Genomic DNA, 14,567 nt, shown 5'->3' on the forward strand with positions numbered 1-14,567 from the left:
ATTAGGGCCGCCTGAAACTAGTAATATATAATATTAAATTTATAAAAAGGGTAAAAAATAAATTAATATAATAATTTGAGTTAAGTCTAAATTATGATAGAAGAGTATAGTTATTAGGGATGAAATATGGGAAGTTGCTTTAAACCATGTATTAATTCTATAAATATTATAAAAAAGAAAGAAATTTTGAGGTTATTCAGTGCTTATATGCTAGGCGGGGGGATAAGATTTAAGAGGGGGATGTTTATGGAAGAATCAATTAGAAAACATAATGTAAAAGTTCTAGTACATTTTACTAAGTGTGATAACTTGGAGAGCATTTACAGATATGGACTATTTACCAGAAAATATATTATTGACAATGATATTTATAGTGTTTTTAGTGATAGCAATAGATTTGATGGTTATGAGGATGCTATATGTACATCAATTTCATTTCCAAATTATAAAATGTTTTATAAGCTTAGAAATAGGTATAAAAATGTTAGATGGGCAATAATAATAATTGATAAAAAAGTATTAGTTGATAAAGAATGTGCATTTTGTATTGATAATGCTGCAAGCAACTCAGAAATATCTATGCCTATTCAACGTAAGAAAGGTAAAGAGGCTTTTAATCGTTTATTTGACGAATATCCTAATCAGGTTAGTAGGGAAATATTAGGAATTAATAGGAATATGACAACAAATCCACAATCGGAAGTACTCGTTTTTGGTAACATAGGGTTAAACTATATAATTGGTGTTGTTTTTGAAAATGAAGATGACGAAAAACAATATGGAAAGAATATTCCTAAAAGTATGAGGTCTATTGTATATGAGGATTTCTACAAATGGAGAATGGATTATGAATATTGGAGGTAAAATATGGCTACCAGACCAGCTTTTTTAGTAAATCAAGATAATTCGATAAATAAATTTGTTGAAAGGAGAAATATAGAGTTTCAGTGGTTTCCTGGTTTTTCACAAAAACAAAAGCAAAGGTCAATACAATCAATGCACGATGCCATAGTGGATGAAATAAAAGATGTTAAGATTCTAGAAATATCAAGTAAATCTACGAATGAATTAGGTGTAAGATTAAGTGCATTTAATTTATTGATAACACACAAGGATACCAAACAAACTTTTTCTGTAGAGTCAGCATTTCAATCTAGTAAAGTCTTCGAAAAAGGTGGCCCATATAAAGATATTTTAAATATGAATTCGAGAGATGCAAAAAAAGACGAAAGACTTAGGAATTCAGGTGAGCTAATATATTTTGATTTTTTTGGTACAAGATGGGGGTTGAGCCCAAAAACATTATTTTATGATTGGCTTTATATTAATGCATTATGGCAACATAAAGATTTATCAAGAGAGGTAATTAAATATAATGCATTTACTGATATCGAGTTTAATCCTTCTAAATCTATAAATTGCCAGGCAAATGCAGCAGCCCTATTTGTTTCATTATTTAATAGGGGATTGTTAGAAAAGGCAATTAATTCTATAGAAGATTACATTAATATAGTTGTATCAGACGATAAACAAAAAGAAACTATAAATATTCAAAATCATAAATACCAACAAATGACACTTGATGACTATTAGGATTAATTAATATAAACTTAAAAATATCTGAATATACTTGGAGGATGTTTAATAAAAAATATATTTTAATAAAACCAAAAGCTAAACCTTAATCACCATCCAAGGTTTAGCTTTTTCTATTCTAATAAAACCACAGAAAGGAGATCACCATGAAAACCAAAGAAACCTCAACTAACAACACCCTCCTAAACATAATCGCTCCCATGGGATTAGAATTCAGACGTAATGACCTAATCCTAGGGGAAAATAAAGGAAGGGTTTATGGCATTATAAAATATCCTCAAGATCTAAAATACGGATGGTTATCTAGAATAACCAATATACCAGGAACTATATGCTCTATTAACTTTACTCCTATGGACAGTGGTATATTCGTTGAAAACGTAGCTCGTAGCATTAGTAGAAATAAAGGATTAGCTAATTCTACAAACGATCCTTTAACACGTTCTAGAGCTGAAAAAGCAGCAGAGGATGGGGAAAAGATTATGAGAAGTATTGACCAACAAGGTGAGGCCATAGGGCAAATGGGAATTACTATAATGCCTATTTCAACTGAGGATAATCTATTTGAAAAGGCCTGTAGAAAAGTAGAAAGTAGAGTTACTGCTATTAATTGTAGATTGAGAAACTTATCATATTTACAAGAGGAAGGATTTAAACAGTTATCGCCATTTTACACTATAGAAGAGGATATAGAAAACATAACCAATAGAATAGTACCACTTTCCACTTTTGTAGGAGGATTTCCCTTTGCTTCATCAGGATACAATGATGGCAAAGGGTATTATTTTGCAAAGGATGGTTCTGGAGGTTTAGTTATAGTAGACCCTTGGAAGAGGGAAGAAGATAGAACAAATTCTAATTTTGTCATTATGGGAGTACCTGGTGTTGGTAAATCTACTGCCATAAAACATATTGTACTATCTGAATACATGAGAGGAACCAAGCTTATATTTATAGATCCCCATAGAGAATACTGGGAACTATGTAAAAGTCTAAATGGAGACTGGATTAATGCTGGGGGTGGAAGTAAAGGAAAAATTAATCCATTACAAATAAGGACATCTCCTAAAGATGAAGAAGAGGAAATAGATAAATTATACGAAGATGAAGGCTATGGTATGGGAGATATGGCCCTATATATTAAAAATCTTGAAATATTTTTTAAACTCTATATACCATCTTTAAGTGATAGACATATTGCCATACTCAAATCTGAAATAATTGAACTATATAATAATTTTAATATATTTTGGAATACAGATGTATCCTTATTATCAAATGAAGATTTTCCCATAATATTAGACCTTTATAATCAAATAGCAGAAAAAGCCAAGGATAAACAAAATCCATATAACAAAGATTATGATGATCTATCTCTATATTTAAAAGACCTTGCCATTGGTTCCGACTCATTTTTATGGAATGGCTATACAACTATAGAATCTAGTTCCAAATGTATTTGTCTGGACACTAAGGACCTACAAAATTCACCTGATAATATAATAAGTACACAATATTTTAATATCCTCCAATGGGCATGGGAAGAGATAGTAAAAAATCCTGATGAAAGAGTATTACTTATTGCAGATGAAGCTTATTTAATGATAGACCCCAAAGTGCCCCAATCTTTAGTATTTCTTAGAAATGCTGCTAAAGGAGTAAGAAAATATGAAGGTGGCATTGCAGTAATTTCTCATTCTGTAGTAGATTTTTTAGATCCACAGATTAAAATGTATGGTCAAGCACTATTAGACCTTGCTACATTTAAAATCATAATGGGAACTGATGGACAAAATCTTGAGGAAACTAAAAATTTATATAATTTAACAGATGCAGAAGAAGATTTAATTATGTCTAAAAAAAGAGGAGCAGCATTAATGATAATTGGTTCTAAGAGACTTCAGATACAATTTGACATTCCAGAATATAAATTCAAATATATGGGTACTGCAGGTGGCAGATAAGCCCTATAATGGCTTGTGCAAGTTTTTTAATAGGCATTAATATAATTGGTATAATAAGGAGTAAAACAGCTCTCTAAAGCCAAACTAGAGGGCTGTTTTTGTATGGAGGTGATTAGAATTAAGTCTTTAATAACAAAAGTAGTAATAGAACAATTAATTAAGGATGAGGACATTAGAAGAAAAATATTTTTAGTGTTCTTATCTATTTTCATAGCAATTTTTTTAATTTTTACAGCCATAGTTTATATATTGACCAGCCCATTTAGAATTGTAGCAAGTTTTTTCACAGAAGATCAATTAATATATGCTGAAGAATTTTATAACGAATATAGTTTTGACCAATTAATAGATGAATATGATGAAGATTATATAGACAGTTCAGAATTTGATTTTAGTTCCTATGAATTTGAAAAGGGTTCTGTAGATGTGGTTTATTATAATCAAGCAGATAGTAGATGGAAAGACATCCTCTATGGGAAAACAGGTACCATAGGCAGATCTGGTTGCGGACCTACTTCTTTAGCTATGGTTATATCTACTCTAAGTAATAATATTGTTAATCCTGTAGAAATGTGTAATTGGTCCTATAGAAATGGATACTATGCTGAAGGATTAGGTTCCTATCATAGTTTAATACCAGCAGGAGCTAAGCATTATGGTCTAAAGGTACAAGGGTTAGGCACAAATGCAGAAAAGATCATCAATGCTTTAGAAAATGGAAAATTAGCCATTGCAATTATGGGAAAAGGCCATTTCATTGTCCTTAGGGGAATAACAGAAGAAGGAAATATATTAGTAGCAGATTCTATAAGCATAAAGAGAAGTGAACAAGAATGGGATTTAGGATTAATAATAAGGGAAGCTAGGAAAGGTGCAGATGCAGGAGGACCTTTTTGGGTTATTGGGAGGTAGTCTAGAAATCGATTTATACTATTTGTTTTCTCTAATACTCATGTATGTACATCCTATTAATTCAGACTTGATATTATTAACCACTAATAATATTTATAAATATTGCTAATTAGCCTTAGATTTAGTTTTTTACTAGAATGAAGATTTTGAAAAATATATATGCTATTATATTAGTGATAAGTACTTAATGGACAGGTTAAAAGTATTAAGGGAGAGAGAAAAAATGATATTAGAGATCGCCGGATTTCTAGGGATGAAATTCATTGATAAAGCTATTGATGGTACAACAGAAGTAGGAATAAGCAAATTTAAAGACTTTAAGACAAAACGAGAATATGAAAAAATCAAAAAAATAATATATAAAAACCTAATTGATGAAAATAAAAAAGAAAGTTATTTTGAGAATATGCAGATATTATTAGATGAATCTAGGATTATTGATGTACTTTTCAATTTTAGTTATATAATGATTAATATATCAATGGATGATAGAAAGAAATATATTGATAATTTTATAGAAGAATTTTATTTAGCAAAAGATATAGATATAGCTGATATAGCTATTATAAAAGAGAAGATAAGCGAGCAGTTTGATTATTGTTTTAAAGTGTTAAATCAACCCAGTGAAGAATCCAGAAAAATGATAAATCAAGTGTTGGTACAAATTGCCAACTCAATGGATAATCAAGTTGAATTAATTAGCATCTTACAATGTGATATTGAGGATTTAAAAGTAGAAATATTTAATATTGAAAAAATGCTTTCAACTAGTGATATAGATTTGGATTACTTACACTCTACGGTGAAGGTTTCCATTGACAATTTAAAAGTTAGGTTTAATAAGGGTTTTAATGTAGACGTTGAATTATCAAATTGGCTCAACAGGTTCTATTTTATTGATGACGTAAGAAAAGAGCTATATCTATACTTTAAAAAGCTGCAAAGTTCTATTTCAGATATTAAAATTTTAGGAACGAAGGAAATATTAAATAAATTGAATGGCTTGATAGAAGATTTATTAGAAAATAAAGAAATTGATCCTTTTTTACTAGAGAAAGAGATGGATGATTTTATTGATAGGGTAGATAATAAAATAATTGAAAAATATGGAGGATTAGGGGAGGAATACTATAAAAGCAATGATTACAATGAATGGAGAAATTTATGTGTAAGCAATAGTAATCTAGACAACTATAGAAGAGCACTTTCTTCTGATACTTTTGTTATTACGGGTGAAGCGGGTATAGGTAAATCTCATTCAATAGCTCATTTTATATACAATAACTACTATTTAAAAAATAAAGTCTGCATTTTTGTATTAGGACAGCATTTAAATGAACATGTAGATCCTGTTCTAATGTTAGAAAAATATCTGCATATTCCATATACACTACAACAATTTTTGGAACAATTAAATACAATTGCAGAAGAAAATAACTGTTTTATTCCTTTCGTAATTGAGGGGATAAATGAAGGGCGTCATTCAGATGTTTGGAAAGATTATTTTGAGGGATTAGTAGGAGTTTTTGAAAAATATACTAGGGTAAAATTACTGATTAGCATTAGAAAAACATATATCAGTAAATGTTTGCCAGAAAAATTTAATGAAAGAGATAAAACGCTAGTCATAGAACATAAAGGGTTTATAGGTAAACAAACTCAGGCTATTACAGATTTTTTTGAGTATTATGAAGTAAATATGCCTACATTTCCTGTACTTTATTCAGAATTTTATAATCCATTATTTTTGCATACACTTTGTAAAACAATAAAAAGTTCAGGTAATTTTAAGATTGAAGAATATAATTCATTTACTGAAATATTTAAAGGATACGTAGATGTTGTTGAGAAAAATGTTTCAGAACGGTGTAATTATCAAAGGAGTTTGAAACTTGTAAAAAAAAGTATAGATGAAATTATAAAATATAGCCTTGAAAACAAAATGCGATATGGAATTAAAATGGATAAGTTTTACGAAATAATTGCAGAAGTAATCCAAAAATTCGGTGTTTCATTAAATGAATTTGTTCAAGCTTTAATCGAGAATGGATTATTTTATACAGAGTTATATGATTACATTGAAAATGAAGAATATGTACAATTTTCATATGAAAGATACCATAACATCTTAGCTGCTCAATATCTGATTTCCAATATTAATGAAAAAGATGAACTAATAGAATCTATTATAAGTGGTGAATTATCGGAGTACTTCTTAAATATTCATAGTGGTATTATAGAAGAGTTATTTATTTTGATACCTGAAAAGTACGAACTAGAAATATTAGATTTACTTGATGAAGAATTAGCAATAAAACTTTTGGATCCTTTTCTTAATAGCTTGATATGGAGAAATAAGTCTTCTATCTCAATGGACACTACAATAGGTATGATTAATAAATATATAGTTGTAAGACCATGGTATTTCAAAAAACTGATAGAAAAATTATTAATTATTGCACCTATTGAAAATCATCCTCTAAATGCATTGTTTTTGCATAGATATCTTAGTAACCTAACTATGCCAAAAAGAGATAGTATTTGGATTGAGAGTTTATATGAGGATACAATTTATGAAAGTGGTATATTGAATACATTGTTAAAGTTGTGTAAAGGTCCATTAGAATATACTAGAGATACTAAAGAGTTAATTATGATTCTTTTAACCTGGTCTTTAGCTAGTACAAATAATATTTATCGTGAATCTGCTATAAGGACTATGGTTAGGTTAATGCAAGATGATTTATCCATTGCTGTAGAGATGATAAAAAAATTTAAATTTGTAGATGATGGTTATGTAAAAGAAGGATTATACTGTAGTATATATGGTGCTGTTTTACGTTCAAGGAGTTTTTCAGGTGGTGAAGAACTTATGGTGGAAGTATTTAACGATATTTTTAATGATGATGAGATATATCCACATGTAATCGTAAGAGCACATGCAAAAGGAATAATCGATTATTTAAGAAAATCTAACATAGAGTATAGTTTTGACATAGAAAAAACAGTACCACCGTATAAAAGTAAGTGGTATAAGCATATTCCAACGCAAGAGGAAATAGATAATTATAGGATTGACTATAAAGATGAAAATTTTCAACCTTATATGTATTCACTTAACAATATAATTGATTCTATGGCTACAAATACAGGTGAAAAATCTTCAATGTATGGAGACTTTGGTAGATACATTTTTGAAGGTTGGGTTGAACCCTGGGAATATCATTTTATTCCTCAAGACTTAAGTAACATTGTTACTAAAGAAATAATTGAATCATTAGGGTACGATTATAAACTTCATGGTAAATTTGATAATAGAGTTAAGTCTTATGATCGACATAGTCATAAAAATGAGAGAATAGGAAAAAAATATCAAAGAATAGCAAGCTTTGAAATGATAGCAAGACTTTCTGATAATTTTCCTCCGGATATAACTAATTATGAGTATTCTGACAACTATATAAACTGGAGCAGTAAAAAATTAGAGGCAATACTTAAAGCTGATATAACCTCAGATGAATGGCTAGACTTTCAAGGTGAGGAATTTATAGGAAATGAAGAAGATGATATAAAGGAAGTTTTAACCACATATATGTACGAAGGACCGTGGCAATTTAATTATAGAGGGATAGATCCTACGGTTTTAATAGAAAAACCACAACAGAAAAACAATTATTGGGAAAATATATTTAAAGTTCCAGATATACCGAATGAAGTTTGGGCAAGTAAAGAAACAAAAGAACCAAATGTTGATAATATATTATTTATTGATTACTGTGCTGAACCATATGTAGTGTTAGAAATGTATAATACATGGAAAGGTAATAGTATAAGGTACGATGAAGAGCCCAAAGAATACTTTTTAAAGGGAGTAGCAGTATTAGCACCAAAAGATGTATTAATACTTACTGATGAAAATCTAGAAGTGAGAAAATATGCAGAGGGAAGCAATAATTATGAGGTGTATACAGTGTTTGCAAGAGAATTTTTTTGGTCAGATGCTTACAAGGATTTTGAAGCACAGGTTACTAAAGATTTTGATGAAAATACTCAAAGTGTATATATAGAAACTGGTATAAGTTATCAATGTCCGATGTCATATTCTCAAGAAGTAGAAAATGTTATATCATCATATTCAATGCCTAGTAAATATATAGTTGAAAAATTAGAACTGAAACAAATAGAAGATGGAAAATGGTATGATAAATCAGGAAAATTAGTTTGCTTAGATATTCAATTTGATGGATATAGTAACGCATTAATTATGAGGAAAGATAGCTTGTTAGAATTAATTAGAAAACAAGAATTAGTAGTTGCTTGGGGAATTTATACTGAAAAAAAAGGTTACCCATATTTTTATGCAACTAGAAAGGTTACTACATGGGATGGGACAGAGATAAACATAGAAGAATTTGATACGGAACAATGGAAATCTAAATTTTAATTTTATTTGGACAGTTTAAATAATTGTTTTTTGTAAGAACATAATACTTGGACCCTACAATTATCATCTTTGCAGAAAAGACAGATATTAGCCTATTAAATAGAATCATAGAAGAAACAGAAACTTTCAACATAATAACAGCCGAAACCATTGAAAAGATAAAAGAAGAAATACGTATTTGCATAGGTCCACAGGGCATGGATAAAAATTATCTATTAAAATCCATGAATATAGCTATGGATATAAATCTAGAGGAAGTATTACCATACTCCTTTGTAGGGGAAAATATAAAGGTTATAATAGCAGGAGCAATAAATAGGGTAGGCACCACAACTGTATCTATGAATATGGCATCCTATTTATCTAGTATAGGAGCAAAGGTGTCATATACAGAGGCCAATGTAAATAATCATCTAGAAAAAATTCACTATTATTTCTTTTACAATATCCCTATAAAGGATAATTATTTCTCACAAGATGGAGTAGACTATTTTTTCAATAGCAATATCCCAGCAGATAATTATAATTTCAATATTATAGATATTGGAGTATTAGATCAAAGAAATTTGAAAGCATTTGAAATTGGAAATATAAAAATATTGTGTAGTGGCACAAAACCTTATGAATTACCACAATGATATGGTGTACTTAATATCTTAAATAAGGAGGATATATTTATATTATTAAATGAAGGGGAGGCACAGAGAATTAAGAAAACTTTACTAACAGATGAAGAAAAAATATTCTTTGGTAAAATTTCACCGAATTTATTAGATAAGTACATGAATAGAGAAATATGGAGATCCATATTATCTGATTACATTATAGAACATAAAACTTTATAAATATAAAAATTAATTAGTAATAGTAAGTGTAAACGGCAAGTACTTTTCCTTAAATTTCGGAAAATAATTTTCCCGAACAATTTCCAGTTTCTAATCCTCTAAAAAGGATTTTCTATGTGTAAGCCTATAGCTTTTGCCAGTCATATTAAATAACTCACATTTATAGGTAAGCCTGTCTAATATAGCTGTAGTTAATGCTGGGTCTCCTAATAATTCGTTCCAATCTCCAAAGCCCTTATTTGATGTAATTATAATTGAAGTCTGTTCGTGTAAGGCTGATATTAACTGGAAAAACATATTAGTTTCCTCACGATTAATTGGTAGATATCCAATTTCATCAATAATTACAAGGTCTGAGGAATGTATTTTATTTATCTTTATCTTACTCTTTCTCATTATATCCTGTGTTTTTAATGAATAGACCAAATTGTCCATTGAGATGAAGCTTACCTTGTATCCCATATCTATAGCTTTATAGCCTAATGCTATGGCTAAATGTGTCTTACCTACACCAGGAGGACCTAGGAAGATAAGATTGTATATCTTATCTATCCAGTCCATTTCTAGAAGCCTGTTTATATGTCTTTTGCTGATAGACTTTTGAAATTCAAAATCAAATTCTTCTATTGTCTTTATTACAGGAAATCCTGCATTTTTTTTTCGAGTTTGTTTCTTTCTTTCCTCTTTAGCAATTATCTCTTCATTTAGTATTTTGTAAAGAAATTCTTGATATGATAAATCTTCATTTTCTCCATGTTCTATGAACTCATATATCTTTTTCTGTAGATTTAATAGCTTTAGTTCTTTGGCATATTCTTTTATATAATCAATTTTACTTATCATCTTATCCCTCCAATCCTTTTACATATTCTGATGTATCCCTAATTTGGGTTTTGATATCATATTTTTGAGGGATAGAAGGGGTGCTTATGTCAGTTGTTTCTTCTGTTTTTTGGTTTTCTAATTTCTTATATTTCTCACCTAAAAATTCAATTGTATCTCTAAAACTTACAGCACTGAATATCTCTCTTTCTATGCAATATTTAAGAGATTCTTCTATGAGTTTTTTCTCTACATTTTTACAAGTATTGCATATTAAACTGTATTGGTCCCTTATGTATCTTGGTTTTTCAATCCTAATTCTATCGAGAAAAATCTTGGCTTCATTGGTGTTATTCAGTACATTTAAAGCTTTTTCATATAGTTTGTCTATCTTTAAAGTTTTATCCCTTTCAGGATGATCAATTTGTATTAATTTTCCTTTCAGTGTGCATTCATTATGTTCTGCTAAAATTTTACCTGTATCCTTATCTATTATCTGAATAATACCATCTAAATTACGAACTCTAACTGTTTTTCCTGGTTCATATGTCCCTTTAGGAACTTGATATCTATTCTGTTTATACGAAATGGTGTTGTCTTTTCTTACTGTATAGGTTAAAATTGAATTAGATGGTACATTTCTAAATGTTTGTGATACTGGAAGAAGGTATTTCTTTTCGAGGGAGAATACTTCTTTCGGTATCTTTTTTGTTGTTCCATGAATATTAGCATTTCCTGTTCTATCTAACCACAATAGACAATCTTCATTAAACTTGTCTATATCAACAAAAGTTCTATTCTTTGCAAAATTATACTTTAAATATTTAACAACTGCTTCTATTTTTCCTTTGCTTTCTGGGTCATACCCTCTACACATTCTTACTCTAATTTTCATAAAGTCTTTAAAATTTTGAAATTCTTCTGTAAAAATTATGTCTCCATAGTTTTCATCAACTGCTAATAGTCTGTCTTGGTCATATACTATTTCGTGGGTTTTACCTCCAAAGTATTCAAAGGCCTTAGTATGAGCATCGATAAAATCTTTCGTTGTAAATGGCTTGTTCTGCCAATAGGCATATTTCATTCTAGAGTGAGACAGTACCATAGCAAAGGCATAAAGTTTAACTCTTTTTCCATATTTTCAGCAAACTCCTTTACCTGCATATTCCAGTATTTAGATACAGTCCCATAGTCTAAATCTAAATATCTTGATACTTGAGATTTCTTTAACCCTAACTCCTTCATGTTTTTAATTTCATTAAACATATGCCAACCCTTCAATCCCATTTTCTATCTACCTCCTGCAAAATATTTTACAGGAAAGTAGATTTGTTTTATATATAACTGGAAAATTTTCAGGATTCTTATTTTCCGAAATCTCATGATTTTATTTTACCACTTACATCTGAGGGGAAAATAATGATACTTCTACTTAGTCCTAGGTCATCCCCTGGAGAGTGTCCCGGAGGTTCTCGGGGAGTTACCAGTATTCTGGTACTATGTGTCTACTAACTATAGGCAGCTTGAAATATTTTAAATTTTTTCTATTTACATAATAAAAATGACATCTTCGTGTGCAAGTAATGATACAAGCTATAAAGGACATATATTTTAACATATGGTTTTATATTTTAAAGGGGGATGTTAAAATGATAAAAACGAAAAAGATGGATGAAATAACTATTAATAGTCATTTTACTTCAAAAACTGAGGAGGAGATCGCTTTAAATATGTCTAAGATAATAGCTAAATTAATAAATAGAGATTTAGAAAACATGGAAAATACAGATGATAGAGAAGAAGCAGTGGCTTTAAGTATATAAAGTCTTTAAAGGAAGATGTATATGGAGAAAGTGGCAATATATATAAGGCTTAGTAAAGAGGATATGAAAAAGATTTTTAAGGGAGATGATAGTGAAAGTATAAAAAACCAAAAACTTATGTTGTCTGAATATGCAGCAAGAAAGGGATGGCAAATATATGATTTTTATGTAGATGAAGATTATTCAGGAGCTGATAGAGATAGGCCTTCCTTTGATAGATTATTAAGGGATGCTAAGAACAGAGAATTTACAATAGTACTTTGTAAAACACAAAATAGATTTTTAAGGGATTTAGAAGCAGTTGAAGAGATTATCCATGGTAAGTTTTTAGAATGGGGTATTAGATTTGTCTCTTTGTTAGATGGAGCTGATACTGCAATTGAAGGCAATAAAAAGTCAAGACAGATCCATGGTATGATAGATGAATGGTATCTTGAAGATCTTTCTAAAAATATAAGGGAAGTTTTTAAGATAAAAATGGAAGCTGGACAATATATAGGTTCATTTCCACCCTATGGTTATATGAAGGATCCAAATAATAGGCATAATCTTATCATAGATAAAGAAGCTGCAAAGGTAGTTAGAAAAATTTATAGTCTATATTTAAAGGGATATGGAACCCATAGAATAGCTAAGATATTAACTAGAGAAGGTATAGAGAAACCTTCAGTATATATGAAAAGAAAATATGAGAATTTTTCACTACCTAATGTAAGTGAATATAATTTATGGGGACATACTACTATAAATAGGATTTTACGAAATCCAATATATATAGGAACTCTTACACAAGGAAGGGAAACTACATTATCCTATAAGGACAGAAGAAGAATATCAGTAGATGAAGATGATTGGATAGTAGTAGAGGATAATCATGAACCAATAATAAGTAAAAAGGATTTTTATGAAGTCCAAAGATTACTTGACTCTAAGAGAAGAAATAAAAAGAAAAAAGGGAAAACCCATGTATTTGCTACTAAGGTTAGATGCTTACATTGTGGTGGTTCCATGATAAGAAGTTCTACTAGAAGTAGAAAGTATGATGATTTAGTATATTCCTACTTAAAATGCAACAATCACACATTAGGTGGCGATTTAGTTTGTGAATATATGAATAGGATTAATTATACAGATTTATATGATTATGTAGAAGCAGAATTTATAAGAGTAATGGGAATATATGAAAGTAATCCTGAGGCCCTTGATACAACTACTAGACAAATAAGGAAGGTAGACTATACAGAGGAGACAAGAAAATTAATAAGTGCTTTGCAAACTGTGGAAGCTGATTTAAAGAATAAGGCCAAGGTACTTACTAATTTATATATAGATAAGTCTAAAGGGATAGTTTCTGATGAAGATTATTTAACTATCTCTTTTACTTTACAAGAAGAAAGGCAACAGTTAGAATTAAGGAAAAAAGATATTAAAGACAAGATAGAAGAAATCAAAAGATTGGAATCAGAAAAAGCTGATGTAGAAAAGGTAGTTAAAGATTATTTGAAAAACCATAAACTTACTCATGAAATAGTTAATGAAACTATAGATTATATTGAAATAGGGGCTAAGGAGGATGGACAAAACAGGGTAATTAATATATACTGGAAACTATAAAATGGAAAGAAAAAATTTTGGCTTACTGTACACGGTACTTGAGTCCCGTGCCCATTATCATCATAAGGAGTAGATTTATTGTTTATGAAATCTTTAAAGCCAATAATTCTATTATTTGGTCTCGTTAAATCTTGGTGAGGGGCCACTCCTGTATCTATAATAGCAATGGTAATATTTTTTCCAGTATACCCTATTTCATGAGGGAACCTGGCTTCCATAGTAGGGACAGCAATGTCTAGCTGAGTATAAATCTTGGAATCAAAGCTAATATATTCTACTTCAGGACTATTAGACAATCTGTATATGACGTCAGTCGTTAAATTACATGCAATTCCTTTTATTATAGGTAAATTGGATCTTATACTTGTAGATAGATTTTTGATTCCATCTATTAATCGATTGTCGTTTTCAGCTAATTGAACTATTACAGGCAACTCTTCTTTTGATTGGGACATTATCTTTGCGCTTAGTATTGGGCATATTTTAGAATTGCTCATTCTCCTCATACAACCACCTTCCTTGTTCTATTCTATGCAGCAGATTCTAA

General features: G+C 29.6%; 11 protein-coding genes and 1 pseudogene. 8 read left to right on the forward strand and 4 right to left on the reverse strand.

The annotated features are described in order from the left end of the window. Positions 1 to 246 precede the first annotated feature (246 nt). The 6 genes from C3E88_RS10950 to C3E88_RS10975 all read left to right on the forward strand — a co-directional run bounded on the left by C3E88_RS10950 (position 247) and on the right by C3E88_RS10975 (position 9,554). Positions 247 to 864 (forward strand): DarT ssDNA thymidine ADP-ribosyltransferase family protein, encoded by a 618-nt coding sequence (locus C3E88_RS10950; protein ID WP_236910225.1) that lies wholly within the window; start codon positions 247 to 249, stop codon positions 862 to 864. A gap of 3 nt (positions 865 to 867) precedes the next feature. After that, positions 868 to 1,593, forward strand: coding sequence for a DarT1-associated NADAR antitoxin family protein (locus tag C3E88_RS10955; RefSeq protein WP_236910226.1), 726 nt, complete (start codon positions 868 to 870; stop codon positions 1,591 to 1,593). Between the two features lie 149 nt (positions 1,594 to 1,742). Further along, positions 1,743 to 3,560, forward strand: a complete 1,818-nt coding sequence (locus C3E88_RS10960; protein WP_236910227.1) for a VirB4 family type IV secretion system protein — start codon at positions 1,743 to 1,745, stop codon at positions 3,558 to 3,560. Positions 3,561 to 3,662: 102 nt separating this feature from the next. Continuing rightward, complete coding sequence (locus C3E88_RS10965) at positions 3,663 to 4,472, forward strand: C39 family peptidase (RefSeq protein ID WP_236910228.1); 810 nt, start codon at positions 3,663 to 3,665, stop codon at positions 4,470 to 4,472. 223 nt (positions 4,473 to 4,695) lie between these two features. Then, on the forward strand, positions 4,696 to 8,916 hold the full coding sequence (locus tag C3E88_RS10970) for a hypothetical protein (RefSeq protein WP_236910229.1): 4,221 nt from the start codon (positions 4,696 to 4,698) through the stop codon (positions 8,914 to 8,916). Between the two features lie 47 nt (positions 8,917 to 8,963). Next, positions 8,964 to 9,554, forward strand: coding sequence for a hypothetical protein (locus tag C3E88_RS10975; RefSeq protein ID WP_236910230.1), 591 nt, complete (start codon positions 8,964 to 8,966; stop codon positions 9,552 to 9,554). A gap of 297 nt (positions 9,555 to 9,851) precedes the next feature. Here the strand turns inward: C3E88_RS10975 and istB are convergent, their stop codons facing one another. The 3 genes and pseudogenes from istB to C3E88_RS10990 form a co-directional block, all read right to left on the reverse strand. Further along, on the reverse strand, positions 9,852 to 10,604 hold the full coding sequence (gene istB / locus C3E88_RS10980; protein ID WP_236910231.1) for an IS21-like element helper ATPase IstB: 753 nt from the start codon (positions 10,602 to 10,604) through the stop codon (positions 9,852 to 9,854). An 895-nt stretch (positions 10,605 to 11,499) separates the two neighbouring features. Next, positions 11,500 to 11,688: pseudogene (locus tag C3E88_RS12515) on the reverse strand (IS21 family transposase); the annotation flags it as partial. Beyond that, positions 11,664 to 11,870, reverse strand: a complete 207-nt coding sequence (locus C3E88_RS10990) for a hypothetical protein (protein ID WP_236910233.1) — start codon at positions 11,868 to 11,870, stop codon at positions 11,664 to 11,666. The pseudogene C3E88_RS12515 and the gene C3E88_RS10990, both read right to left, overlap by 25 nt. A 362-nt stretch (positions 11,871 to 12,232) precedes the next feature. Between C3E88_RS10990 and C3E88_RS10995 the strand changes: the two genes are divergently transcribed. Beyond that, a complete protein-coding gene (locus C3E88_RS10995) occupies positions 12,233 to 12,406 on the forward strand; it encodes a hypothetical protein (RefSeq protein WP_236910234.1) in 174 nt (57 codons plus the stop codon). 21 nt (positions 12,407 to 12,427) lie between these two features. Continuing rightward, positions 12,428 to 14,020: a recombinase family protein gene (locus C3E88_RS11000; RefSeq protein ID WP_236910235.1), complete on the forward strand. Its 1,593-nt coding sequence runs from the start codon at positions 12,428 to 12,430 to the stop codon at positions 14,018 to 14,020. Here C3E88_RS11000 and C3E88_RS12370 read toward each other — a convergent pair. Beyond that, a complete protein-coding gene (locus C3E88_RS12370; RefSeq protein WP_272878541.1) occupies positions 13,954 to 14,526 on the reverse strand; it encodes a hypothetical protein in 573 nt (190 codons plus the stop codon). The genes C3E88_RS11000 and C3E88_RS12370 overlap by 67 nt on opposite strands. Positions 14,527 to 14,567: the final 41 nt, after the last annotated feature.

It is taken from the genome of Clostridium sp. Cult3, from assembly GCF_021655115.1.
Classification (GTDB): domain Bacteria; phylum Bacillota; class Clostridia; order Tissierellales; family Tepidimicrobiaceae; genus PPXY01.

Bases quoted from the DNA above. Each gene is read 5' to 3' on its own strand.
- C3E88_RS10950 (WP_236910225.1), top strand. From the start codon at position 247: ATGGAAGAATCAATTAGAAAACATAATGTAAAAGTTCTAGTACATTTT.
- C3E88_RS10955 (WP_236910226.1), top strand. From the start codon at position 868: ATGGCTACCAGACCAGCTTTTTTAGTAAATCAAGATAATTCGATAAAT.
- C3E88_RS10960 (WP_236910227.1), top strand. From the start codon at position 1,743: ATGAAAACCAAAGAAACCTCAACTAACAACACCCTCCTAAACATAATC.
- C3E88_RS10965 (WP_236910228.1), top strand. From the start codon at position 3,663: ATGGAGGTGATTAGAATTAAGTCTTTAATAACAAAAGTAGTAATAGAA.
- C3E88_RS10970 (WP_236910229.1), top strand. From the start codon at position 4,696: ATGATATTAGAGATCGCCGGATTTCTAGGGATGAAATTCATTGATAAA.
- istB (WP_236910231.1), bottom strand. From the start codon at position 10,604: ATGATAAGTAAAATTGATTATATAAAAGAATATGCCAAAGAACTAAAG.
- C3E88_RS10990 (WP_236910233.1), bottom strand. From the start codon at position 11,870: ATGGGATTGAAGGGTTGGCATATGTTTAATGAAATTAAAAACATGAAG.
- C3E88_RS10995 (WP_236910234.1), top strand. From the start codon at position 12,233: ATGATAAAAACGAAAAAGATGGATGAAATAACTATTAATAGTCATTTT.
- C3E88_RS11000 (WP_236910235.1), top strand. From the start codon at position 12,428: ATGGAGAAAGTGGCAATATATATAAGGCTTAGTAAAGAGGATATGAAA.
- C3E88_RS12370 (WP_272878541.1), bottom strand. From the start codon at position 14,526: ATGAGGAGAATGAGCAATTCTAAAATATGCCCAATACTAAGCGCAAAG.